The 25,616-nt window shown below is 45.4% G+C and carries 22 protein-coding genes and 1 riboswitch; of the genes, 5 read left to right on the top strand and 17 right to left on the bottom strand.

Annotation, left to right across the window (positions count from 1 at the left end; genetic code table 11):
• Window positions 1-73: 73 nt before the first annotated feature.
• A complete protein-coding gene (locus A1359_RS22740; protein WP_066981073.1) occupies window positions 74-616 on the bottom strand; it encodes a VPLPA-CTERM sorting domain-containing protein in 543 nt (180 codons plus the stop codon).
• Between the two features lie 446 nt (window positions 617-1,062).
• Entirely contained in the window at window positions 1,063-2,931 is a 1,869-nt protein-coding gene (gene thiC, locus A1359_RS08720) for a phosphomethylpyrimidine synthase ThiC (protein ID WP_066981075.1), read from the bottom strand.
• Between the two features lie 48 nt (window positions 2,932-2,979).
• A riboswitch (TPP riboswitch) is annotated at window positions 2,980-3,090 on the bottom strand.
• A gap of 213 nt (window positions 3,091-3,303) precedes the next feature.
• Between thiC and A1359_RS08725 the strand changes: the two genes are divergently transcribed.
• Window positions 3,304-3,711, top strand: coding sequence for a hypothetical protein (locus tag A1359_RS08725; RefSeq protein ID WP_066981078.1), 408 nt, complete (start codon window positions 3,304-3,306; stop codon window positions 3,709-3,711).
• Here the strand turns inward: A1359_RS08725 and ispB are convergent.
• From ispB to A1359_RS08750, 4 genes are all read right to left on the bottom strand, one after another.
• The gene (gene ispB, locus A1359_RS08730; protein WP_066981081.1) at window positions 3,708-4,712 is read right to left on the bottom strand and encodes an octaprenyl diphosphate synthase; all 1,005 of its coding nucleotides are present in this window, start codon (window positions 4,710-4,712) and stop codon (window positions 3,708-3,710) included. The two genes, A1359_RS08725 and ispB, sit on opposite strands and share 4 nt — an antisense overlap.
• A gap of 178 nt (window positions 4,713-4,890) precedes the next feature.
• Window positions 4,891-5,370, bottom strand: coding sequence for a protein disulfide oxidoreductase (locus A1359_RS08740; RefSeq protein WP_066981086.1), 480 nt, complete (start codon window positions 5,368-5,370; stop codon window positions 4,891-4,893).
• Window positions 5,370-6,098, bottom strand: coding sequence for a M48 family metallopeptidase (locus A1359_RS08745; RefSeq protein WP_066981089.1), 729 nt, complete (start codon window positions 6,096-6,098; stop codon window positions 5,370-5,372). Before A1359_RS08745 ends, A1359_RS08740 begins: the two co-directional genes overlap by 1 nt.
• A 20-nt stretch (window positions 6,099-6,118) precedes the next feature.
• Complete coding sequence (locus A1359_RS08750) at window positions 6,119-6,529, bottom strand: group II truncated hemoglobin (RefSeq protein ID WP_066981092.1); 411 nt, start codon at window positions 6,527-6,529, stop codon at window positions 6,119-6,121.
• A gap of 114 nt (window positions 6,530-6,643) precedes the next feature.
• Between A1359_RS08750 and A1359_RS08755 the strand changes: the two genes are divergently transcribed.
• Entirely contained in the window at window positions 6,644-7,309 is a 666-nt protein-coding gene (locus tag A1359_RS08755; RefSeq protein WP_066981095.1) for a Bax inhibitor-1/YccA family protein, read from the top strand.
• A 66-nt stretch (window positions 7,310-7,375) separates the two neighbouring features.
• Here A1359_RS08755 and A1359_RS08760 read toward each other — a convergent pair whose 3' ends face one another.
• The 7 genes from A1359_RS08760 to pap form a co-directional block, all read right to left on the bottom strand.
• Window positions 7,376-7,726 (bottom strand): septal ring lytic transglycosylase RlpA family protein, encoded by a 351-nt coding sequence (locus A1359_RS08760; protein WP_232322164.1) that lies wholly within the window; start codon window positions 7,724-7,726, stop codon window positions 7,376-7,378.
• Between the two features lie 244 nt (window positions 7,727-7,970).
• On the bottom strand, window positions 7,971-8,333 hold the full coding sequence (locus tag A1359_RS08765; protein ID WP_066981101.1) for a SirB2 family protein: 363 nt from the start codon (window positions 8,331-8,333) through the stop codon (window positions 7,971-7,973).
• Between the two features lie 15 nt (window positions 8,334-8,348).
• Complete coding sequence (locus A1359_RS08770) at window positions 8,349-9,632, bottom strand: TRAP transporter large permease (protein WP_066981104.1); 1,284 nt, start codon at window positions 9,630-9,632, stop codon at window positions 8,349-8,351.
• A gap of 4 nt (window positions 9,633-9,636) precedes the next feature.
• Window positions 9,637-10,116, bottom strand: coding sequence for a TRAP transporter small permease (locus A1359_RS08775; RefSeq protein ID WP_066981107.1), 480 nt, complete (start codon window positions 10,114-10,116; stop codon window positions 9,637-9,639).
• Between the two features lie 4 nt (window positions 10,117-10,120).
• Window positions 10,121-11,128, bottom strand: a complete 1,008-nt coding sequence (locus A1359_RS08780) for a TRAP transporter substrate-binding protein (RefSeq protein ID WP_066981111.1) — start codon at window positions 11,126-11,128, stop codon at window positions 10,121-10,123.
• Between the two features lie 16 nt (window positions 11,129-11,144).
• Window positions 11,145-12,026 (bottom strand): TRAP transporter TatT component family protein, encoded by an 882-nt coding sequence (locus A1359_RS08785; protein WP_066981114.1) that lies wholly within the window; start codon window positions 12,024-12,026, stop codon window positions 11,145-11,147.
• The gene (gene pap / locus A1359_RS08790) at window positions 12,013-13,509 is read right to left on the bottom strand and encodes a polyphosphate:AMP phosphotransferase (RefSeq protein ID WP_066981117.1); all 1,497 of its coding nucleotides are present in this window, start codon (window positions 13,507-13,509) and stop codon (window positions 12,013-12,015) included. The genes A1359_RS08785 and pap overlap by 14 nt, the downstream gene beginning before the upstream one ends.
• Before the next feature lie 207 nt (window positions 13,510-13,716).
• On the opposite strand from pap, the gene A1359_RS08795 reads away from it, so the two are divergent.
• The 3 genes from A1359_RS08795 (at window position 13,717) to A1359_RS08805 (ending at window position 17,012) form a co-directional block, all read left to right on the top strand.
• Window positions 13,717-13,917 (top strand): hypothetical protein, encoded by a 201-nt coding sequence (locus tag A1359_RS08795; protein WP_066981121.1) that lies wholly within the window; start codon window positions 13,717-13,719, stop codon window positions 13,915-13,917.
• 272 nt (window positions 13,918-14,189) lie between these two features.
• On the top strand, window positions 14,190-16,472 hold the full coding sequence (locus A1359_RS08800) for a Tex family protein (protein WP_066981124.1): 2,283 nt from the start codon (window positions 14,190-14,192) through the stop codon (window positions 16,470-16,472).
• A 162-nt stretch (window positions 16,473-16,634) separates the two neighbouring features.
• Complete coding sequence (locus A1359_RS08805) at window positions 16,635-17,012, top strand: exosortase system-associated protein, TIGR04073 family (RefSeq protein WP_066981127.1); 378 nt, start codon at window positions 16,635-16,637, stop codon at window positions 17,010-17,012.
• A gap of 52 nt (window positions 17,013-17,064) precedes the next feature.
• Here A1359_RS08805 and A1359_RS08810 read toward each other — a convergent pair whose 3' ends face one another.
• The 4 genes from A1359_RS08810 to adk all read right to left on the bottom strand — a co-directional run bounded on the left by A1359_RS08810 (window position 17,065) and on the right by adk (window position 25,463).
• Complete coding sequence (locus A1359_RS08810) at window positions 17,065-20,508, bottom strand: AAA family ATPase (protein WP_066981130.1); 3,444 nt, start codon at window positions 20,506-20,508, stop codon at window positions 17,065-17,067.
• Between the two features lie 301 nt (window positions 20,509-20,809).
• Window positions 20,810-23,533: a FimV family protein gene (locus A1359_RS08815; protein WP_198159303.1), complete on the bottom strand. Its 2,724-nt coding sequence runs from the start codon at window positions 23,531-23,533 to the stop codon at window positions 20,810-20,812.
• A 71-nt stretch (window positions 23,534-23,604) separates the two neighbouring features.
• The gene (locus A1359_RS08820) at window positions 23,605-24,627 is read right to left on the bottom strand and encodes an aspartate-semialdehyde dehydrogenase (RefSeq protein ID WP_066981136.1); all 1,023 of its coding nucleotides are present in this window, start codon (window positions 24,625-24,627) and stop codon (window positions 23,605-23,607) included.
• Window positions 24,628-24,824: 197 nt separating this feature from the next.
• Window positions 24,825-25,463, bottom strand: coding sequence for an adenylate kinase (gene adk / locus A1359_RS08825; protein WP_066981139.1), 639 nt, complete (start codon window positions 25,461-25,463; stop codon window positions 24,825-24,827).
• Window positions 25,464-25,616: the final 153 nt, after the last annotated feature.

Consider the following 25,616-nt stretch of genomic DNA (forward strand, 5'->3'; position numbering starts at 1 on the left):
TGGTGAGGTGTTACAAAATCTCAATGAACTGGAAATAACGGGTAACTGAGTTACCCGTTAAGGAGCTTAAAACTTAAGCAGTTTTTTTACGTCTACCTACACCTATTAAGCCCAGCAAAGCACTGCCCATTAACCAAGCTGCAGGTGGAAGCGGTACAGGAAAGTCAGCTTGTGCTGTAGATGGTTGGATATCGATAGCGTATAGTTTTTTCAAGTTACCTTGGCCTGTGAAAGCTAGCTCCCATGCGCCATTGCCTAGAAATGCAATCGGAGCAGTTGCGGCTTCAAATTCCCAAGTGCCGTTACGGTTATAACCAATTTGAAAGTTATAAGAGCCCAGTAATGTAGATGAACTCAAGCCATTGCTAATATCCCAATTTACACCGTTTTGGGCAAAAGATATGGTTGCGCCGCCGGTGAAAACTAGTTTTGGAGTGGCGCCAATGCTGGCGGTATCTTCGAAAATGCCGAACTCATTGGTGCTTGTTCCGAAAATCAATGTGTCGAGATCGAAGAAATTGCTATCACCGTCGGTAGGAGCCCATACGCCGGCTTGGCTGGCGCCAGATACAAGCAATAAAGATAAGGCCAGGCCTTTTGTTGATTTACTAATCATGTATATCTCAAGAAAATGATTCAAGGAAAGAAGGGTATAAATTTTGAAGCTATATGAAGGCCGCCTAGCTGTTTTGCAAGCTAGTTAGCGGTATGATAACGCCTCAAAAAGTTTAAGCATTATTTGTGCCGCTTTATAAAGTTCATTGAAATCATTAGGATGGCGAGATCGGCTGTTGGTTGTTGTAATGTTTGTCGACAGGTAAATGCTTGTTTTTATATTTTATACAAGCTTGTAGTGCCTGCATCCAGCTACATCGCCCTGGGAATGGCTGAATTCCATCGTTTTGTTACTTAATGACGTGTGTAAGATTGTTCGACAGCTAAATCCCAAATGATCTTAACTTTTACCCAACCGATGCCCAATAAAATCGGCATTATCGCCTAACCACCTGCCATCCATGGCATTAGGTTTATTAGTTAAAGTTGTAATATTTTTCGACAGCTTTAAACTTCGTGATAAATCGCCGCGCCTTCTTCTAAAAATTGCTTGGATTTTTCTTCCATGCCTTTTTGTAGCGCCTCTTCATCTTTTAAGCCTTTTTCCGTCGCGTATTCGCGTACGTCCTGACTGATTTTCATCGAGCAAAAGTGCGGACCGCACATCGAGCAAAAATGCGCGACTTTAGCTGAATCCTTAGGCAGGGTTTCATCATGGAAAGAGCGGGCTTTTTCCGGGTCCAGGGCGATGTTGAATTGATCTTCCCAGCGGAATTCAAAACGGGCTTTCGACATGGCGTTATCACGGATTTGTGCGCCAGGATGGCCTTTAGCCAAGTCGGCGGCGTGGGCGGCAACTTTGTAAGTCACAATGCCTTCACGCACGTCCTGTTTGTTGGGTAAGCCCAAGTGTTCTTTTTGCGTGACATAGCAAAGCATCGCGCAACCGTACCAGCCGATGTTGGCGGCGCCGATGGCTGAGGTGATGTGGTCGTAACCGGGTGCTATGTCAGTAGTGAGTGGGCCTAAGGTGTAGAACGGCGCTTCAAAACAATCTTCCAATTGTTTTTCCATGTTGATCTTGATCATTTGCAACGGCACATGACCAGGACCTTCGATCATGGTTTGTACATCGTGTTTCCAGGCGATTTGGGTTAATTCACCCAGGGTTTCCAGTTCGCCGAATTGGGCTTCGTCGTTGGCGTCGTAAATAGAGCCTGGACGCAGGCCGTCGCCTAGTGAGAACGATACGTCGTAGGCTTTCATGATGTCGCAGATATCTTCGAAATGCGTATACAAAAAGCTTTCGGTATGGTGCGCTAAACACCATTTGGCCATGATGGATCCGCCGCGGGAAACAATGCCGGTCATACGTTTGGCAGTCATGGGGACGTGGTGCAAGCGCACGCCGGCGTGGATGGTGAAATAATCCACCCCTTGTTCGGCTTGCTCGATCAGGGTGTCACGGAAAATTTCCCAAGTCAGATCTTCGGCTTTACCGTCGACTTTTTCCAGGGCTTGATAAATCGGTACGGTGCCAATCGGGACTGGCGAGTTGCGCAAAATCCATTCGCGGGTTTCGTGAATGTTTTTACCGGTGGATAAATCCATGATGGTGTCTGCACCCCAGCGTATGCCCCACAGCATTTTTTCCACTTCTTCTTCAATTGAGGAGGTGACAGCAGAATTGCCCAGATTGCCATTGATTTTGACCAGGAAATTACGGCCTATAATCATAGGCTCCAGTTCCGGGTGATTGATATTGGCCGGGATAATGGCGCGGCCGCGAGCGACTTCGGAACGGACAAATTCCGGCGTGATCGAGGATTGTATCGATGCGCCGTAGGAAAAGCCGGGATGTTGACCTTTATAGCTGTCACGCATGGCTTCCAGGTTTTGGTTTTCGCGGATGGCGATGTATTCCATTTCCGGCGTTATGATGCCTTTACGGGCATAATGCATTTGCGAAACGTTGTGGCCGGATTTTGCGCGGCGCGGGTCGCGAGTCAGTTCGAAACGCAAGTGAGATGTTTTGGGGTCATGCAGGCGCTCATGTCCAAATTTGGAGCTGGGGCCGCTTAGCAGTTCGGTATCGCCGCGCTCTGCTATCCAGGCACTGCGTATCGATCCCAGTCCTTGATGTAGGTTGACATCAATATTCGGATCAGTGTAAACCCCTGAGGTGTCGTAAACATATATCGGTGGATTCTTTTCGGCGCCGAAATGCGCCGGGGTATCCGACAGGGAAATTTTACGCATCGGCACTTGGATGTCGGGTCGGCTGCCCGGGATATAGATTTTTTCTGATGCGGGGTAGGAATCAATTCTTACGCTACTACCGGTATCAGTAGTAATTTCATTACGGACGGCGCTCATGCAGTACTCCAAAATACCCAAAGGGCATGAATAACAAAAATCGCGAGCGCAGGTAAGATCGGGCTTTCCTACGCCGGCATTAACCGGGTCAGGTTCAAAGGGTTTTTCTCAGCTTTCACGGCAATGTAGTTCATGATGAAAGCACCCCTAGCCTTTAAGGTGGTAGATAAGGTAAATGATTAATGGTTTAAATGCAAGCTTAGGCTGGTGGGTGAGTCAAATAAAAAGCTTATAAAACAATGGGTTTTGGTTTTTGCGATTACTATTCGCTGTGGGCTTGTTAGGATTATTTACAAGTATCGGATTTTGTTAAGTTAATAAGGCAAAATCCATGATTTAGATGGTTGTTTCTATATTTGAGAGCTGACAAAAGTGAAAACAAGCAAAAAACGCTGCAAATTAGTATTAAGCGATATTGAGCGAGTGGCTGAGGAGCTATTGATATTGTCTGCGCAACTAACGCTGCTAGATGAGCTTAAAGAGCTGGTAACAAGGGTTTTACGGCTCTGCAAAGTTTTAAGGTCGCGGATGTCGATGTTGAAGAAAAGCAATTTTGTCGAGAAGATGCGGGTCGATGATGTTTTAATCGAATTGGATGCGATGGTCGATTTGGATATGATCAGTCAATTGGAAGAGCGTTTTTCAATGGCTTTTGCGGACTCTTCTGAAAGCCAAGCGTCTGAGATGCTGCAACAATTATTAGAAAAGTTGGAAAGACGCTATGTCATTATGCTTGAAAGTATTCAGCAACTGGCTGGGATGCTGCAAGAGGCGAACTAATGATCGCGTTGCACAGAGAAACGAGCCAGTTGCTCTAGGGCTGTTTTGTATTCTGAATCTGGCAGACATTGCAAGGCGTCGATGGCTTTGGCCGCAGCCTGTTCGGCGCATTGTTCGGTGTATTCAATCGCATTAGTTGCTTTGACAACTTCGTAGACTGCGTTGAATGCATCTCTGGAACCGTGACGGATGGCATCAATAATAATTTGTGCTTGTTCCGGACTGCCGTGTTCGATGGCGTAAATCAATGGCAAAGTGGGCTTGCCTTCGGCTAAATCATCGCCAAGGTTTTTGCCTAATTCTTCGGTGCTGGCTTTGTAATCCAGGGCGTCATCAATCAATTGAAACGCAACTCCTAGTTGTTGGCCATAGATGGTCAGCGCTTGTTCAGTTTTATCGTCGCTAGCGGAAATAACAGCAGCTAAACGGGTGGCAGTACTAAATAATATAGCCGTTTTACGTGCAATGACATCCAGGTATTTTTCTTCGCTGGTGTCAGGGTTATTGCAATTGAGTAGCTGCAATACTTCGCCCTCGGCAATGGCAGTAGTGGTTTTGGATAAAATTTCCATCACGCGCATATTGTTGGTGCGCACCATCATTTCAAAAGCACTGGAATATAAATAATCCCCGACCAATACGCTGGCAGCATTACCCCAGACAGCGTTGGCAGATTCTTTGCCTCGGCGTAGTACCGATTCGTCGACCACATCATCATGCAACAAAGTGGCGGTGTGAATGAATTCGATGACTGCTGCCAAAATCAGATGATGATCATTGGCTTTGCCCAGTGCTTTGGCAGCCAGTAATAACAGCATGGGACGTAAACGCTTGCCTCCATTACCAATAATGTAATGACCGATTTGGTTGATCAGAACCACATCCGAGCTGAGTTCTTTAAGTATCAGTTGGTCGACGGCGCGAGTTTCTGTGGCTGTTAAGTTTTTGATCGAGTCAAAATCAATGGTTGCCGACGCTGTGGTTGAATGTGTTGCTGTCATGAGTAGTAATTATTATACGTTCGGTAGCACATGGATTTGGCTAAAATGGCGGTCATGCTATTTATATTAGTGAGCACTGTCAATAGTACCACTTGTGGAATGGCATTTTGTTGAATATGGAAAATCAAATTTAGCTTAGTAAAAATGTCTATTTTGACTTTGAGTTGCAGATACAAGCTTAAAACAGACCTGCCAGCCACAAGCGGATGCGCAGACCCCATTCGCTGGTATAGCCGATGCTGGTGAATACGATGTCACCTTTTTTGTTGATAAAAAATAGTGCGGGCACACCACGAATACCATAACGTTGGCCAATAGCGCCATCGCCATCATTGATCGTCGGCCAGTTCAGTTGGTTTTCGGCTAAATAAGCAGATAGTTTTTGCCGTTCATCCGAACGCACAGCTACAGTCATGCCAGGATAGTCTTGTAATACGGCATTCACATTGTCTTGCATAGTGCGACAGACGCCACACCATTCAGCCCAGAAATATAATAAGGCTGGGCCTTTTGCAAGGCTTTGCATAGGTTCTTGCCCGTTGAGAGTAGTTTGTTCTATACGTGGTGGCAGACCCGTTACCAGGTTGCTACTGAGCAAAAATTGTCCGGCAAAAATAAAGACAGTCACCAATAGATAAAAAGCCGATTTTTTTAGCATCACAAGCCTCGCATCAGGCTGGCGCCATGCTGTTTTAGCCAATGTCGGTGCTGTAGATAATCCGGCATGTGTGCGGCCACCAGTTGCCAGAAGTCTTGCGAGTGATTTTTGTGTTTGATATGACATAACTCATGTATCACCACATATTCCATAATCACAGGCGGTGCCAAAAGCAATAGCCAATTCAGGTTGATATCATTGTATGGGCCACAACTTCCCCAGCGAGATTTCTGGGTTTTGATTCTAAGGTTGCGCGGAAATAGTTGGTGTTTAGGGCTGTGTTTATCTATTAGCTGCAAAGCCAGTTGCCGCGTATGCTGTTTCATCCAGGATTCCAGGGCTGTTTTAATCTGTGCTGAGCTGTTTTCTGTTTGGCTGGCAGGCAAATAAACCTCAAAACGCTGATCGGTAAATTGCACGCGTAGGCGTTTAGCTGTGGTGGGTTTGATGGTTAGCGGTATATGCTGGCCCTGAAAAGGCACGTCTGCCCCTTCGACATATAGAGCGGGTGCCAGTGAGGGGGTTGTTTGAGCGCGATGTCGGACCCGTTTCAATGCATCCAGGATCCAATTTTGCTGTGCTGAAACAAATGCTTGGATACGTCGATCTGAAATCTTAGGCGGGGCCACGACTTCAATTTTATCAGTCGTAACGATGATGCGGGTTTTTTTGGCTCGTTCACTGCGACGGATTTGGTACTTTAATGGGAGTTCGCTGAGTGGGTTCAAGGGCGTTTTTCCGGGGTGGGTTATTCAGCAGTTTCTAAGCTGTTGCTGGGTTCTTGATTAATCATGTGAGTAGCCAGGTTTTGTAACGCGCTTTGAATGTTAGTGTGCAAGCGTGGATCCATCGATATTTCATCCAGTGCCTTGTTCATGCATAGCATCCATTGGTCGCGTTCGGATGGGCCTATTTTGAACGGAAAATGCCGCATGCGCAGCATAGGGTGGCCGAATTCTTCAATAAATAAATTAGGCCCGCCCAACCAACCCGATAAAAATTTAAATAACTTGTCTTTAGCCGAGGCCAGATTAGTTTGGTGCATGGATCGTATGTCCTGCGCTTCCGGCAGTATGTCCATGTAAAAATAGAATCTGTCGACCAGGCTGCGGATGGCGGGTTCGCCGCCAATAAAGTCATAGGGTGTTTGTGCTGACATAGGTTTTACGCTGTTTGTTGTTTATACTAAGGCCATGGACGGCAATTTTCGGAAACTCTACCGCCATTGTAATGTCCTATCAATCAGTTATTATTCATTAAAGAGGAAAAAACTATGCGATTAAATACCGCTATTCGATCTGAAGCCGGTATTCTTGAGACTAACAAAGTTCTCAGAAATACTTACTTGTTGTTGTCAATGACGTTGCTGTTTAGTGCGGCGATGGCTGCGGTAGCAATGACCTTGAATTTGCCGTATCCAGGCATGATAGTGACCTTAGTTGGATATTTTGGTTTGCTGTTTTTAACCACCAAATTCAGTAACAGCGCTTGGGGTATTTTGTGTGTGTTTGCCTTGACCGGATTCATGGGGATGACGCTGGGGCCTATGTTGAATATGTATGTACAAGCCTTTAGCAATGGTCATGAGTTAATCCTGACTGCCTTAGGCGGTACCGGGGTGATCTTTTTAGGCTTGTCGGCTTATGCGTTGACAACCAGAAAGGATTTCAGTTTTATGGGCGGTTTCCTGATGGTCGGTATACTGGTGGCATTTCTTGCTGGTTTAGCCGCAATGCTGTTTTCAATACCTGCATTGAACTTGGCCGTTTCAGCGATGTTTATTTTACTGATGTCTGGTCTGATTTTGTACCAAACCAGTGAGATCATCCACGGCGGTGAAACTAATTATATTATGGCGACTGTCTCGTTATATGTCTCGTTATATAACTTGTTCACTAGTTTGCTGCAATTGTTAGGTGTGTTCGGCGGCGAAGACTAAGTTTTTAACCCAAAAAAAAGCCCGGCTTACGCCGGGCTTTTTTTTGGGTTGGTAAAAATTCAAACATTAACCCATGCTTAAAATTTCAATTTTTACGTTGGTAAGCCCGGCATGGAGAAATCCAAGCTCTTTAGCGGCTTTTTTAGATACATCAATTAAACGCTTATTAGATTTAGCTAAGCGGTCATTGACAGTTACAACCACAGAGTGATTGTTTTTCAGGTTGGTAACGCGTAACTCTGTGCCCAGTGGTAACTTGTTATGAGCGGCAGTGAGAGCGTTTTTGTCATAGATTTCACCACTTGTTGTGGTTCGGCCATGATACTTGTCGTTGTAATATGATGCTTTACCGGCTTTACGGTATTGTGTGTCGCCTTGTTTTTCAACTTTGGCAACACTGATAGAATAAAAGGACATCAACGAAACCGAGAGTATGGCTTTTAGGAGCCACCTATTCTTCTTTCGCATCCTCTACCTCCTTACATTATGTAATTGATAAAAGGAAGCTCAGGTTAACTTAGGAAAATGGCTTTGGCAATCTTTTTCGTGGCTTTGGGGCATCATCTGTTGCCATGTGGCCACAATTACGGAGAGCGAAAAAGCGTGTATCCCGCGTAATAACTGGCGTTAGATTGGGTGTGACCGTAAGGTGATGAATGGATTAAAAAAACAGAAATATTTTTTTACTGACAGCAATTTTGCCGATTAACAACAAACAGGCAATAGCTGCTGTCGAAATTAGCCAGCGCGAAGGGTTTTGTTGGCGCATTGCCAGCATGCCTAGGCCGATATAGACAATTACCAGGGCAATCTTAGTCAATAGCCAGTCATAATCACCTGCCAGCCAATTGCCTTGAACAATTAAAGCAATGCCGCTGAATAATAATAGGCTGTCGATAATGTGCGGCCAGATTTTTAGCCATTTTTGTTGCAGGGTTTTTGGTTTAAATTCAGCAAGAAATATCCGGCTTAGGAAGCTAATACTTACCAAGATAACCAGAAACAGATGCAGGTGTTTGAGCATGTTGTTATGAAAGGCTTATTGGCTTAAAAACCAGGTGCTCAGCCATGGCACATAGGTAATAATAAAAACTGCGACTAATAAAATCAGCATAAACGGTAACGTGGCCTGGTAGAGTTCGCTAATGGATTTATTGAAGCGATAGCTGGCAATGAATAAATTCATCCCTACAGGTGGGGTTAGATAGCCAATCTGCATATTAGCCAAGAATATTATGCCTAAATGTATGGGGTGTATGCCATAACTGACGGCAATCGGCACGATCAGGGGCACTACTATCACTAGAGCTGAAAAAATATCCAGAATAGCCCCTAGCACTAGTAAAAACAGGTTTAGCAACAATAAAAAACTAAGTTTGTTATCAACATGGCTTTTGATCCATTCAAATAACTGCATCGGCACTTCGGCGTCTATCAAAAAGTTGGTGAACGCCATCGATACACCCAGAATCAACAGAATACCACCCAGCATTTGCATGGATTCGCTCATGACTTTGCTTAAGCCGGCCAAGCGGATTTCTTTATAAACAAAAACTTCAACGATCAATACATACAAAGCCGTGGCAGCTGCGACTTCTGATATCGCCAGAAACCCGCCAAAAATGCCGCCGATGATGAATAAGGGTAATGGTAGTTCCCAGGCAATAGCTTTTATGGCTGAAAACGCTTCCGGCCAGTTGAATTCGGTTTTATCTAGAGTCACATGCCGGTTAGCCCAGAGCGCCCATAGCGTCAATAATGCAATCATTAATAGGCTGGGCAATATGCCTGCCATAAATAATTGTGTCAGGGTGAATCGCTCGCCGATGTTGATTTGCTGAACTATGATGCCATACAAAATCAACGGCACAGAGGGCGGTAACAGCAAGCCCAGACTACCGGATGTTGTGACCAATCCTAGACTGAATTTGGCGTCATAACCTTCTTTGATTAAAACGGGTAGCAGCAATGCGCCCAGGGCGATAATTGTCACACCGGAGGCGCCGGTAAAGGCGGTAAAGGCGGCGCAGGTTAACAGCGAAATAACGGCTAATCCAAACGGCATCCAGCCAAACCAGGCTCGGGTAAGCCGCAGTAGACGTTCTGATGTGTTGCTTTCCGATAACAAGTAACCCGACAAGGTGAATAAGGGTAGGGCAACTAACAACGGTGTGTTGGCGATGCGATACAGCTCGGCAGTTATGACTGTCAGATCAATTCCACTACTGTAAAAACCTAAAATGGTGGCCGCCAGGATCACAGCAAACAGCGGCGCACCCAATAGCAGCATCAATAATAAAAGGATTGTAAGAATCAGCGTCATGTGATTAAGCGGAATGTTTGTCGCCAATTAAGGCAGCAATGCTGTATCGCAAGGCAATGACAATAAAGGCAAACGGAATGATAGCTTCGCACAGCCAGTTGGGAATATCGGCAAATGCTTTATCGGCATAGGCGAACTCTTGCAGCAAAAAGTCGCTGCTAAACCAGGCCGCTACAAAACACACCAGTCCGGTTAAGCCATTACTGATACGCTGGGCAAGACCGCGCCAACGTGTAGGTAAGCGCTGCACAACGATGTCGATGGCTATATGGTTGCGCTGCCGACTGGCGAGCATGGCGCCCAGCATGGCAATCCAAAGCACGCTGATGCGGGTGTAGGCATCAGCCCACAGCAAGCCGCCACCCATTACATTACGCATAAGGATTTGGGCGACGGCGATCATAATCAGCGAGAGGACTATAGTGACCAGTAACAGATTCTCGGCTTTTAGCAGACATTGATGTAATTTAACCAGTATGCTCATAAGATCAGGGTTGGGCTTGAGCCCTGATTTCGGCTAAATACTGATGCAGTTTTGCAGTTTTATCAGGGCTTAGATCTGCAGTTTTTTCAAACTCGCTGTTGGTGGCGGCAATTTTTTGTTTAAATTCTGCCTCCGCTTCCGGCGTGGGTTTGATAAATTGAATGCCTTGATTTTGCAGAGCAGCAATAGCCTGTTGATTGTCCTCGCGGCTGTGCTGGTCAATTTCTTTGATCACGCGCGCCATAGTCTCGCGCACGATTTGTTGATCAGCCGCAGCGATTTCATCAAAGGCAGGCTTGTCGATAGTTAGGACGCCAAACAGGTATAGCATGGGTAAATCAGTGACATATTTGATTTTGCTGTGCCATTGCAAAGCCAAGGCGCCAACTGGAGAGCCGGTGACGACATTGATCATGCCAGTTTGTAAGCCCATCAATACATCGCGCAGAGGAAGAGGCGTAGGGGAAATATCGAAAGCCTGGAAAGCATTGATGGCGATTTTATTGTCATCCGGTGCCCAGGCTTTTTGACTGCGCATGTCGTCCAGTGTGCGGATCGGGGTGGTTGACATTAAGTAAGCAAAACCCACGTTGGCAAATCCTAAGGCTACCATGCCCTGTTGCTCCATACCTTGCATCAGTTCGGCATCCATTTTTTGGCGTACGTAATCGACTTCCTGTTCGTTTTGGAACAGCAATACCAGGTTGTAAAGCTGGATGTCGGGATAAACCCCATTTAATACACCACTGGTAACTGCTGCGCCTTGCAGTTGGTGTAAACGAATTTTGCGTAATACGGTAGCGTCATCACCCATTACGCCGCCAGGATAAAACTTCAGATTAACCCGGCCATCAGTCTGCTTTTCGATTTCTTCAGCGCCTGCGCGCATTTTTTGCATCCAGTAGGAGCCGTCAGGCGACAGTGTGGCGATTTTCAGCGTCACTGCGGATGCGATTTGTGAGCATAGAAAGAGTAAGGAAAAAGCCAGGAATTTAAATAAATTAGATTTCATGATGATATGCTTCGTTTTAAAAATAATCGTTGGCGTTATCGAGCAATTGTTGTGCTTGTTGCTGTGCCAGGGTATTGATCAACGTCAGGCCGGGTGCAGCGACATTTGCTTTTAACACCTTTTTTAATAAATTGTCGTGCAAATCACGATCAAAAGCCATGCGAGCGTAATATTTAGCATACAATACATTGATCATTAGATTATCCGGCGCCAATTGCAAGGCGCGTTGAAAGTGTTGTTGGGCTAATTCGGGTTTCCCGCCCAAAGTCTCTGGTATCAGGCTTTCCATTACTGCCATATAGACATGGGCAGTGCCTTGTTTGTAGGTTTCGTCTAATTCTAGCACTCGTTTTAAGATCAACTTGACTTGAGCCAGTTGTGCAATGGCGTTCCAGTCGCTTTTGTTGGCTTGTATCCAAGCAGTCCAGGCGGCGGAAATACTGTAAAGGCTGTCGATGTCGTCAATATCGGTTTGTGCGATCAGTGAACGCAGATCATCAAATGATTTTTGCTGCAAACCACACCAGTTTTGATCGTGCAAACAACCGCCTTGTAAGGCAAAATCCAGGCTTTTGCGACTCAAGCGTTGTTTACGTATCTCGTCATCTGGCAACAGGCTTATATAAGCGCCATACATATTCGCGGTTGCAAACAAAAGGCTTTCATTTTCTGCGTCGCCGGTTGCTGATGCTTCCAGCATGATGAGGTAGGCGGGCAAGGCGTCGGCAACTGTATCAGGGTCGTTATGGTTGAGAACGGTTTGTTTTAGGTTGTCAGTAAAATCTTCGGTCGCAGAGCCAATAATATAACTGCATCCATTAAGCCCCATTACTATGAGCAACAGGGTGGTTTTTACTAGCTGTCGATATGCAGGCGTATGTAAGTCAGTTGATTTCATCGAGCATTTTCTCCAGGCGCTCACAATAGGCTTTAATGATTTTGATGCGGGCATAATATTTGTCATTGGATTCTACCAGTAACCAAGGCGATTTACTGGTGCTGGTGCGAGCGATCATTTCGTTGACGGCTTTTTGGTAATCGTCCCATTTTTCACGGTTACGGTAGTCTTCATCGGTGATTTTGAATTGTTTATAGCTGATTTGTTCGCGTCGCTTAAAGCGGTCAATTTGTTCGTCTTTATCGATATGCAGCCAAAATTTCATAATGACTATACCGTGCGCAAGCAAGGCTTCTTCAAAATTGACGATTTCCGAATAAGCGCGTTGCCAATGGCTGTTTTTGGCTAGGCCTTCGACTCGCTCTACTAGCACCCGGCCATACCAGCTACGGTCGTAAATAGTCACCTGGCCTGCGCGTGGAATGTGTCGCCAGAAACGCCAGAGATAATGATGTGAGCGCTCTTCGTCAGTGGGGGCGGCGATGGGGATAACTTGATAATGCCGTGCATCCATGGATTCTGTCAGGCGTCTAATGGCGCCGCCTTTGCCGGCAGCGTCCCAGCCTTCGAACACCAGGATGCTGGAACGATTAGCAGCCAATGCATGTCGGCTTAGTTCGTTAAGCTTACCCTGATATTTTTCCAGTTGTTTTTTATAGTAGGATTTGCCCAGTTTCAAGCTTAAATCCAGTGAATCAAGCAGATTGTATTGCTCTATCAGGCTGTTGTTGGATGAGTTTTGCAGATCCGTAGCTGTGGATAGGGTGGCGTCATATTGCTGTATATGTTGCTCGATACGCTCAAACACATGTTGGCCGACAGTTAGGCTGCTGTATCGGATGTCCGAGCCTTCTACGATTAACCAGGGCGCGTAAGATTTGCTGGTTTCGGTCAGCACTTGTTCAGCAACGCCGATAAATTCGTCATACAAGCCTAAATGCTGTCTATCCTTGTCTGTCACCCGCCATTTTGTGGCGGGATTTTTGGCAAGCGATTTTAGTCGTTTGGCCTGATCTGCTTTTTTAAGATGCAGCCAGCATTTGATAATTAATGTGTTGTCGTCCGCTAATAACTTTTCCAGTTGATTGATTTGTGTCAACTCGGTTTGCAAAGCGTTGTCATCAACTTTTTGATAAACCCTTTGCGCAATGGGGTCGCTATACCATGAACCGACATAAACCCCTATCGTGCCCTTGGCAGGAAGCGTGCGCCAATAACGCCAGAATGTAGGGCGCTCACGTTCTTCGTCGCTAGCTTCGCCGAGGGCGATAGTGCGCATATGGCGAGGGTCCAGCCATTCGTTAAGTTTATGAATCACTTCACCTTTGCCACCGCCGTCAACACCTGAAATGATAATGATGACTGAAAATGGGCAGCTTTTTAGTTGGTGTTGTATCGTTAGCAGTTGGGTGCGCAGCTGTGCTGATTTTTCTTTATACAGCGATTTTTCAACAGTGTGGCCTAATTCAGCAACTTCAAACACGGTTTAGACTCCTTAATTTTTAGTCTATTACTTTACCGGACAATGGGGTTTAAGGCATCTTTTACAATTTTGTTTTGACACAAAACAAAATTAAGTGTAAAAAATGCACCGTCGACCAAAAAAAATACTAATTTTCGACATGTAACTCGAGTTGCCCCTTAATTAAGGGCTTAATTACTATTACAACAATTTAATGAGGATTTAAAAATGGCTGAACAAGAAAAAGATAACACAATGGCTGTCGTCATCGGCGTTACTCTGGTTGCTATCATCGGCGTATTTCTGTTGAAAGCTGATGAAACTAAACATTTGGAAAATTATTCAGGCGAAACTACAGCTGCGGCTGAAGCTCAAGTGTTGAAAGGTCACAAAGACTTCAACAACGACGTTTTGAAAGACGCAGAATAAGCAAAACTTACAATAATAATAAATATTAAGTTAGTTCAGCCATCTCTTGCTGCGGCAAGAGATGGCTTTTTTATGTTTAGAGTCTTGGTTTTTTCATTTCCAGTTTGCCGTAAATCGCCGTGTTTCATGCTAACGGTCATGAAGGCGTTGCATCGCTCCGACAGATGAATGTACGTTTTCACCTAGTCTGTGAATACTTTCTCGATGCTTTTCATAACAATGCCTAGTTGAGCCGTTGAAATCCCTTCTTCCCTAAAAATTACCCGAAAAAAATGGACGTTATCCAGCGTATTGCCGAAGAACTCTCGGTAACATCTCAACAAGTAGCTGCAGCAGTGGCTTTATTGGACGAAGGTGCTACGGTGCCGTTTATTGCCCGTTATCGTAAAGAAGCGACCAATGGTTTAGATGATACCCAGTTACGGAGACTAGAAGAGCGTTTGAGTTATTTGCGCGAACTTAATGATAGACGCAAGACCATTCTGGAAAGCATAGCTACTCAAGACAAGCTGACGCCTGAATTGGAACGAGCCATTAAGCTAGCCGATAGCAAAACCTTACTGGAAGATTTATATCTACCCTATAAACCCAAACGTCGTACCAAAGCACAAATAGCGCGTGAAGCGGGCCTGGAGCCGTTGGCTGATGCCTTGATGGCTGACCGTGCTTTGATACCCGAACAAATAGCCCAGGCATATGTTAATGCCGATAAAGCCGTGATGGATGTGGCAGCTGCTTTGGATGGCGCACGGCAAATTTTGATGGAACGCATCTCTGAAAATGCCGAATTATTGTCTGAATTACGCGAACGCATCTGGCGTAAAGGTATTTTGCATTCTACTGTCGTCAGTGGCAAAGAAACTGAGGCGGCTAAGTTTAAGGATTATTTCGATTACAGCGAAGCGATCAATACCATTCCTTCACATCGTGCACTGGCTATCTTTCGTGGCCGTAATGAAGATGTACTTTCGCTGACGCTAAAACCGGCAGAATTGGATCAGGAAGAACATCAACTCTGTACCCAGTTTGTTTGTCAGCAGCTTGCGATTAAGGATATCAGCAAGCCAGCAGATGCCTGGTTGGCGGAAACAGCTCGATTTGCCTGGAAAATCAAACTGTTTACCCGAATCGATCTGGACTTGAAACTTAGATTGCGCGAAGCGGCTGAATTAGAAGCGATTCGAGTGTTTGCCAATAATTTGCGCGATTTACTATTAATGGCACCCGCAGGGCATAAAACCACTATGGGTCTCGATCCGGGTATTCGTACAGGGGTCAAAGTGGCTGTGGTTGATACTACTGGCAAAGTCTTGGCGACCGATACCATTTATCCGCATGCCCCGAAAAATCAGTGGGATCAATCGATAGCGATATTAGCCCGACTGATAAAGCAGCATCAGGTAACACTGGTCAGTATCGGCAACGGTACAGCCTCCCGCGAGACCGATCAACTGGTTGCCGATCTGATGAAGCAGCACAAAGATTTGCCTATTCAAAAAATCATGGTCTCAGAAGCTGGTGCATCAGTTTATTCCGCGTCGGAATTGGCCGCCAAAGAATTTCCCGAGCTGGATGTGTCGCTACGTGGTGCGGTCTCTATTGCGCGCCGCTTACAAGACCCACTGGCAGAATTAGTTAAAATCGATCCCAAAGCCATTGGCGTCGGCCAGTATCAGCATGATGTCAATCAAGTGCAGTTGGCGCGCATGCTGGATACAGTAGTGGAAGATTGTGTGAACGCAGTGGGTGTGGATGTGAATACTGCATCCGTGCCTTTGTTGAAGCAAGTTTCCGGTTTGACAGCCAGTATCAGTGAAAACATAGTGAGCTTTCGAAATAGCAACGGTCCGTTCCTGAACCGAAGCCAACTGAAAAAAGTGCCGCGTCTGGGGGATAAGGCTTTTGAACAGGCCGCTGGTTTTTTGCGCATAATGAGTGGCGATAATCCACTGGATGCCTCGTCCGTGCATCCTGAAGCTTATCCGCTGGTGAATGCCATTCTGGACGACACTGGTAAATCAATCCGGGACTTGATCGGTCAGAGTCAGTTTTTACGTAGTTTAAACCCGGCTAATTACATTAGCAGCGCATTTGGATTACCCACAGTTAGCGATATTCTGCAAGAGCTGGAAAAACCTGGACGTGACCCGCGGCCTGAATTCAAAAGTGTGCAATTCAAAGAAGGCGTAGAGAAGGTCACCGATTTACAGCCCGGCATGACGCTGGAAGGGGTTGTGACCAATGTGGCCAATTTTGGTGCCTTTGTCGATATTGGTGTGCATCAGGATGGTTTAGTACATATTTCGCATTTGGCAGATGATTTTGTCAAAGACCCACGTAGCGTGGTGAAAGCCGGCGACATGGTGAAAGTGCGCGTTTTAGAGGTCGATGTGGCGCGGCAGCGAATATCTTTGAGCATGAAGAAAAGTGTTGATAGCAACGATATCGTGCCAAGTGAAAAGCCGCAAAAAACCAATCATAAAGTTAAGCCCAAATCGCAACCAATACTGCAAAATAGTATGAGCAATGCCTTTGCCAAAGCGCTGAAAAAATAAAATTTTCAGGCTCTGCTATACTTTTTTCCGAATATAGTAGGCGTAAGGTCTTAAGTGTTTATATGCGTATGCATGACCACTATGCATGCGCAAGCTGTTTACCAAGCTTGTTTTTGTTAAGCTAAAATTGCCTGCTATCGCGCTCAATTCACAGGAAAAGATATGAAACTGAATACCCATTCCCTTGCCTTACTCTTGCTGATTGGCTTTTTGGCAGCTATTAATCCAGCGCAAGCCGAGCAGTCTGAAAGCTACGGTCAAACAGTTGGACGAAAGCTGCTCAGTGGTTTTGGGAATATGACTACAGCAGTAGCTGAGATTCCAAAAAATATCATTATTGTTAGTAACGATAGCAATATTATCTGGGGTGTGGCGGGCGGCTCTTTCAAGGGTTTGCTGCAAACGATTGGACGCATGGGTGTGGGTGCGTTAGATTTGCTGACGGCGCCGATTCCAACCTATCCGATAGTAGATCCGGCATTTGTTTGGGACGACTTTTATGCAGAAACCACTTATGGTCCTGCAATGGTGGGTCAATAATCTTATTAAACGCCAAGCAGCAACTGCCTTTTGGCTAGTTACTGCTTGCCTATCAGGCAACCATTTTTAGTTCGCTGAGACCATTAGGTTTTTTTACCAGCTCGATTTGGGTTTTAATGCGTTTTTTCACTGCATCCACATGCGAAATAATACCGACAGTTTTGCCGTGAGTCTTTAAGCTTTCTAGGGTGCTCATAGCCAGATATAACGAATCGGCATCCAGATTTCCAAAACCTTCATCCAAAAAGAGCGAGTCTATGGCTTTGCCGTTGTTGGCGATTTCAGACAAGCCTAGGGCTAGCGCCAAACTAACCACAAAACTTTCGCCGCCTGATAAAGTTTGCGGCAAACGTCGGACATTTTTTTGTTTGGTATCTTCAATTTCCAAAGCAAGGCCTAAGTCGCTGGCGCCGCTGCGAACGTAATAGCGTCCGCTGAGCTTTTCCAGAATTTGATTGGTTTGCGATAATAGCTTATCAATCATGACCTGCTGCATCTGACGTTTAAAGCTGGCTGGATCGTCGTTGATTAGCTGTATTTCGGCATCTGCTTCAGTAAACAAGCGCTGCTGTTCAACCGCTTGCGCTTGCAGGGTTTTAAATTTATCTTGATATTGCTGTTGTTTAGCCAGTTTGTTTTCCAGGCTAAGGACTTCTTGCTCGGCAATATCGATTTTTTCCGCAATTTGATTTAGCACGGGTTGAATATCAGCTAGCGACAAATTGCTGGTGGCTGCTCGCTGTTCAGCAAGTGTTGCCATGATAGGTTGCAATTGTTGATCGGTTCGTTCCAGGCCGGCGGTGTCGATATCCATTTGTTGCTTGATATTGCTTTCTTGTGCAATCAGATGAATTAGGTTTATTAACTCGTCCACCGACTCAAATGGTAAGCCCGTTATGCTCTCGGTCAGGGTTTGCAAGATGGTTCTATATTCGATTTGTGTAATGCGAATTTGTTGTTCCTGATCGATGATGAGTTTTTGCTTTTCGATAATGGCAATATGCAGGCTCAGGCGCTCTTGTTGTGTTAAGGCTTCTGCGCTGCTGGCCAGCTGTTGTTGGTAGCTACTGATATTGTTTTCGCAGTTTCGCAGTTTTTCAGTTAACGCTGCGATGTCTTTCTGTAAACCTTGTTGGCGCAGAATATAAACCTGGTAATCTTGTCTGCGGCCATTCAGGCGGTCGAATAAAGTATTTTCCTTGCCTTTGGCAGGTAGTTTTTCGCCTAGTGCGGTTAATTGATTTTCCAGTTTTGCAATTAGGGCTGTTTCATCATTAATACAGGTGGTATACCGTTGCTCAATGTCGTCGAAATCAGCAGGACGGTTACTCCAGGCGCTTTCCAGTTCTTGTACGGATTTGTTGAATCTTTCTAGTGCAGCCAGTTTGGTTTCGATGTCTGTCTTCATTTTGGCGATATCACGCTGCAACTGCGCATGTTGCTTGACCAGATTGTTAATTTTATCCAGTTCTGTAGCTTCTTCAGACTGTTTTTGGTTTTGTAAAGACAGGTTGTCGATATCCATGCCATCGCGCATGATATTAAGGCGGTTGGCTAATACCGTCCATTCTGATTGTATTTGTTGCAGGCGCTGTTGTCTGGCAGACATTTTCGATCCGTGCGATTGCGCCGCTTTTAATTGTGTGTTGACGCTATCGATGTGCGATTTTAGCGCCTGAATTTTGCCGCGCTGATCCACAAGTGCTTTTTTGGCGTCGGTAAAAACCGGGGGTTTTAGCACATAAGGATGGGTGATTGATCCGCATAAATAACAAGGCTGGCCATCCAACAATTTAGCGCGATCCGCGCCCATTTTTTTTATTAAAGCTTCATTGCGTAGCGCTTGCTCAAGCACTTTGATGATGTTTTCTTCCCTATTCATTTCCTGTTGCAGTTCATCCAAATCTGTCTGCAGTTTGATAGCATTGGGTGGTAGGTTGGATTGTTTGCTGATGCCTAGCCAGCTAAATAAGCCTTTATTGGTCAGTTTAGACGTCACAGTAGCCAGCGATATTAATTCTTGAAAATCGGCGACCCTGGTTTGTTGCTCTTTCTGCAACTCCTTCAACTCATCAAAGTTTTTACCTTGAGCTATAGAGCGTAAAGTCTTTTCATCAGCGTCGATTTTCTGCTTTAAATCGGTCAGATCATCTTGGGTAGATTCTATCGACGAGCGGTTTTTCTTTAGCGCTGACTGTGTGTTTTTAGCCCAGCTCGCTTGCGATTTTTGCTTACGGCTAAGTTCGATACGCTCATTTCTAAGTATGCGCAAACGCACCACATCAGGAAAATTCTCCACAAGACTGGCATCGTTCGCATGCGCTTGTAGCCAGTTATCGACTTCACTCAATGAGAACTGATTTTGGGTGATTTGTTGTTGAATCGACTGGGCCAGTTCACGTTGACGTGGTAATTCCAACTTTATTTCGCTGACAGACAGTTTTATGGCATCTATCACCTGTTTTTGTTCAGTCAGGGACTTTTCACCCAACGGTAAAACAGCTAGATTAGCCTCGCTACCCAATTGTTGCTGTAGTAAGGCAAGCTCTTTGCGGTAACTTTCCAGCGTAGCTTTATCTTGTTCCAGCTGAGCTTGTTTTGCGTCTAGCAAGTTTACTTCCGGGCGGAATTGCAAGGCCGCTTGATTATTGGCAATCTTTTGCAAATCTTGTTGATAGTGTTTGATTTTAGCTGACAAATCTTGTTGCAAACGTTGCAGATGTTGCTGCTTGTGTTCGAGGTTGTCGATATTTTGCAGTGTAGCCAGCTGTTGATTTACTTGCCGTTGTTGTTGCTTAAATTCGCTAACTTGTTCTTTGAAGTCCTGCAGGTCATGGGCTGCAGTTTCCAATGCCTGCTCATTTAGTAGTGGAAGAGTGGCGATATCTTGTTGCAATTGGCTCAAGCGGGTTTGCGCTTGGGATAATTGCTGTTCTGTTTTTTGGCGATAATCATTATATAGATCAGCACCGCTGATTTTTTCCAGTATATCCATGCGCTCACTATCTAGCGCAAGTAAAAAGGCGGCAAAGTCCCCTTGGGGTAACATAATGGATTTACTAAACTTGTGAAAATCCATGCCGGTTAATTCAGCAATCCGATTGCGCACCTGATTTGGCGTTTCGGCTAATGTTTCTTCCTGACCGTTAATCCGCGTCAATGTCATTTTCGCTAAAAGCGGTGTGACTTCCGGCAGGCTATCGTTGTATTTTACTTCCCAGCTAGAGCGAAATTTGTCATCTCCCAAAGCAAACTCTACCTTGGCAAAGCATTCTCGGGTTTGTTTGGTCATTACATGCGCGGCGGGTTTGTCAAACCGAAAAGTTTCGCCGTATAGCCCTAGGGTAATGACATCGAGAATGCTGGATTTTCCCGAGCCATTCGGGCCGGTAATAGCAAAAACTCCACTATCAGCGATGGGGCCTTGATCGAAATAAATCCGCCCCTCGCCTTCAAGTGAATTGATGTTTTTAAAAAATATATTCAGAATGCGCATAAATTGTTGTTTTTATTGTGTATTGATGAAGAGCGCATATTTGTTTGTTCACGCCTTGGTACACGAATTTCAATAGCTTACATGTTACACGATGCAGCTGGTTGAGAAAACAACCCAACAGGCCACTGTAGTCAGTTCGATACTAGGAGAGATGGCTATTTTACAAGGATAGGTCGGGAGTTGGGCTAAGAAATGATGGGTTGTCGAATTTACCCAGCTTGCCTTAATTTGCAAAAACAGGCTGGGTGACTTGAGCTTAAGGTTTTGATTGGAACACTTTAGCCTAATGTCTTTAATCCCATTATTTCAGTTCATCCAATAATGCTTGTGCAGCTTGTTTTTGTTCTGAAGTGCCTTTTTCCAGAACTTCTTCAGCAATGCTCATAGCGGCGGCTGCATCGCCCATATCAATGTAAGCTTTGGCTAGATCGATTTTGGTTTCAAACTCATCCATGTCGGTGAGATCGGAAACGCCAAGCTCAATTTCTTCATCATCGCCACTCTTGATAGGGGTATCAAAATCAAAGTTAAAATCAAAATCGTCTGTTGGTTCATCAAGTTTGATTTCAGGAGTTGGTTTAGCGGGTTCGACTTCATTTTCGTCGGCATCAAATGAAGGAAATTCAAAACTTTCCAATGTAGCCATGTCCAAAGGCTCATTATTACTGTCATTAATTTCCTCTGCTGTATCTTCAGAAGAGCCTAAGTCAAAGTTAAAGTCAAAGCCTTCCAGTGAGTCAGCATCAGCTTTTTCTGGGCTTTCACTTAAGTCGGTTGCATCTGCATTCAAGTCGCTAAGATCGAAATCTATAGACTCAATGTCTGACTCCGCTTCGCCGATTTCCGTTGATTGCTGAGTGTCTTTATCGTCAGAAAATGAACTAAGATCAAAGTCCAGACTATTATCGTCTGCTTGAGCCAATTCAGGTTCATTTAACTGTAATTCTGCAATTTCGGAATCAACATCATCCATCAATGCCATATCAGGAAGTGAAGAGGCTCCCAAATCAATCAAGTCATCATTGGAAAAATCTTTATCTAAGGCAAAATCATCCTCAAGATCAAAATTCGCCGGTTCGCTGGTTTCTGTATCTTCAGAAGAAAGCTTGGATTCGGCTTGCTTGGATGGATTTGGTTTGTTGGTTGCCGGAGTATCTGTGCTGCCGAACAAAGCTGACTCAGGAATGATGTCCCTGGCCATGTCTGTTACTTTGCTCCAGAAAGGAATATTCGTTGCTTTGCCTGCATCCGATAGCTCTTGCGCGTAAGCTGAAAAATCTTCTTTGTTTTCGTTAGCGTAAAAAATTTCCAATAACTTTAGTTTGTAGTCATCCTTTGCGGGTTGTTCTTTGATGGCATTACGAATCAAATCTTCAGCTTGTTGATATCGGCCATAAGCCAAATAAACGTCAGCTTCCGATAAAGGATCAATCTCATTTTGGTCTGTATCAAAGGCTTCGAAGTCGCTAGGTGTAAAATCGCTGATGAAGGAACTTTCTCCTACTGTACCCACATCGTAGGCGCCACTGGCGCTACTCATATCCATCACAGGAACGGAAAGACTGCTATTGTCCGCATCCGGCATTCTGATCTGACTTGCCGTGGCAAACATGCTTTCTGAATTGGTTTGGCTTTCAATTTTACGTTTACGCCACAATAACCAGCCTAATAAGCCAAGTATGCTTACGGTAAAGCCGCCCACAGTCAAAAGATAGGACGGTGCGGATAAGAAGCTCTCATCTTCTGCAATAGGTGTGGGAGGTGGGGCTTTTACTACTGGTTTTGGTTTGGCCGGTAGCGGGGCTGGTTTAGCTTCTACCGGCGGTTGATTTGTGTCCGCGGCAGGTGGCTGTGTAGGTGTTGGCGTTACTTGTGATTCGGTTGCTGGAGGTGTAACAGATTCAGAAGAGGGCAAATTTTGAGCGCTGGTCGCTGCCTGTTGAGCCGCTTCTTGATTATTGCTTTGCAGGGCTGATAGCTGCTGGTCCTTTAATGCCAACAGTTGTTGCATCATATTTAACTGTTGTTCAAGTCGCTCAATACGACTTTGTAATTCGAGGTCTTTGCCGTCCGCAGAACCGCTTGCAGTTGCTGGTTGACGTGTATCAGAATTGTCTTGCCCTGGTTTTACTTGGCCGCTGATGTCGGCTGTATCAGTTACTCTAGCATCGGTCGGCGCTACCAATTCCAGCGATTTAGTGCTGGGCGGTGATGTTTTAGTGGGCGCGGCGGCTGCTTTTTGAGCTGCTGTTGGCTTAGTGACTTGGTCACTAGACTGAATAATGGCCTCGGTTTCAGGTATTTTCAGTACCACACCGGTTTTTAATGAATCGACATTGCCACGATTAAATGCGTCCGGGTTGGCTCGGAACAGAGCAGCCATCATATTTCGAGTAGGTACGTTACGTTCACTACCCAGTTGTTCGGCGATATGCCATAAGGTATCAGCAGTTTGGGTGGGACCGTATTCCCCACTGCTAGGTGTGGCTGGTGAGATATTAGAGGCGAGTTTAACCTGGGTGACGCGGTTTTTGCTGGGTCGAGACCTTTTGGCAGGCGATGAATAGTAGTCGTCTAGTGGTTCTATCTGATAGCTGCTACTTGCAGTGCTTGGTATGGCAGGGGCTTTGTAAGCGGCTGGCGGGTCAACCAACACTGTAAACTCGCGAAATTGACTACCTTGTGGCCAATTGACTTCGAGCAAAAAATCCAGAAAAGGCTCTGTTAAAGGTTCTCTGGAGGTGATTTTTATGATGACTGAACCGTCTGCTTGTATGTCGGGCTGGAATTTTATTTTGGATAAAAAATAATTCCAGGGTACGCCGGCTTTGTCGAATTTTTCTGGAGCCGCTAGTTTTACCGAAATATCGGCGGGATTCTCGCCGGGCGCTAAACTCAATCGGATTTCTGCGTTAAGCGTTTGATTCAGTGCAGAATGTAATTTAATGTCACCGATTCCCAGCGGTTGTGCGCTCATAGGTATCAATAACGATACAATCGCAAAAGTTTTAGTTATATGCTTCACACTCTTTTCCTTCACTGGGATTACCTCGGCACAATCAAACACACGCATTAAAGACGCTTGCTAATCTTAGACTAGATGTAATTTTTTACCAGCACCTCGGCGATTTGAACGCTATTCAAAGCGGCCCCTTTTCTGACATTGTCGCCTACTACCCACAAGTTTATCCCGTTAGGGTGAGAGATGTCTTCACGAATTCTGCCGACATAAACATCGTCATGGCCGGAAGACTCGGTAACAGCGGTTGGGTAACCACCATCAATGCGCTCATCCAAAACGGTTACGCCGGGTGCATTAGACAATAGCTCGCGTACTCTTGCAGCGGAAATTTTCTGTTTGGTTTCGATATGCACGGCTTCGGAGTGACCAAAAAACACCGGCACACGCACAGCGGTTGGATTAACCAATATATCAGGATCTCCCATGATTTTTTGAGTCTCCCAAACCATTTTCATTTCTTCCTTGGTATAGCCGTTGTCCATAAACACATCGATTTGTGGCAAAACGTTGAAAGCGATTTGTTTGGGGTAGACTTTGGCTATGACTGGTTTGGTATTTAATAAGTTCGCAGTCTGTGTTGCCAGTTCCGCAATGGCTTCCTTGCCGGTGCCGGATACTGCCTGGTAGGTAGCCACGTTGATACGGCTGATGCCAACTTCATCATAAATTGGTTTTAATGCCACCAACATTTGAATGGTAGAGCAATTGGGATTGGCGATGATGCCACGATTCGTATACTCGGCGACTTTTTCCGGGTTAACTTCCGGTACCACAAGAGGGATGTCGTCGTCATAACGAAATTGCGAAGTGTTATCGATCACTACACAGCCGGCAGCTGCTGCTTTAGGTGCGTATTCAGCCGATATAGACGCGCCGGGCGAGAATAATCCAATCTGTACTTTAGAAAAATCGAAGTTTGCCAGGTCTTCTACGACAAGCGAGCCGCCTTTAAAAGGAATGCGCTTGCCGGCAGAGCGTTCGCTCGCCAAAGCATAGACTTTACCGACCGGGAAGTTGCGTTCTTCCAGGATGGAAATCATGGTTTCGCCAACTGCGCCTGTTGCGCCGACTACTGCAACATCATATGTTTTTGACATGTTTATTTTACCTTTGTATTGCATTTAGTGCAGCATCACTCATTTTGGATGTGCTGACTTTGATCATGTTCGCAGAATAAATATCCGCGGGTCTGGTTTTAGTATCCACAGAGATTTTTCGCTGCGGTCGGCAGCACTGGCAGCATTAAAAATAAAACGCAGCTTAAGGCTTTCGAATTAAGGTGTTAACGAATCGTTCAGGCCAAAACGGCAAGCATCTTAGCGGTTATGTCGCTGACTGATCCGACGCCTTCGATGGATGCGAATTGAGCTTTCTGCTCAGGCGCGGAATAAAAGCTTACCAGCGGTTTGGTTTGCTCGTGATAAACATTCAAGCGTTTGCGGACGGTTTCTTCAGTATCGTCATCCCGCTGTATCAGCGTTTCGCCAGTGGCATCATCCAGACCTTCGACTTTGGGTGGATTAAACACGACGTGATAGCTGCGTCCGGATGCTAAATGCACACGTCTGCCGCTCATACGTTGGATGATTTCAGCGTCGTCTACCGCAATCTCAATCACATAATCCAATTTGACTCCCATTTTTTCCAAGCCTTCGGCTTGAGCAATAGTGCGAGGAAAGCCGTCCAGCAAATAGCCATTTTTGCAATCTTCTTGGGTAATGCGTTCTTTGATCAGGCCTAAAATGATGTCGTCCGACACCAAGCCGCCGGCGTCCATGACTTTTTTGGCTTCTATACCGAGTGGAGTGCCTTCACGTACGGCAGCACGCAGCATATCGCCGGTGGAAATTTGCGGAATGGCGAATTTTTCGGTGATGAATTGTGCTTGGGTGCCTTTACCTGAGCCAGGACTACCTAACAGGATGATACGCATAGTTATTAACTCCGGTGCATCAATGCGGCTTTTCGCCGTCTAATTAATAGTTTGGTATCCGCGAGGGTATGTCTGCGGAAGCCGTTAAAAAACCCAGCATTTTAGCTCAAACCTTATAGGAGTGCCGTTAAATGTTGGTTTTTGGCTGTGGGT

This window comes from Methylomonas lenta, from assembly GCF_001644015.1.
GTDB lineage: Bacteria > Pseudomonadota > Gammaproteobacteria > Methylococcales > Methylomonadaceae > Methylomonas > Methylomonas lenta.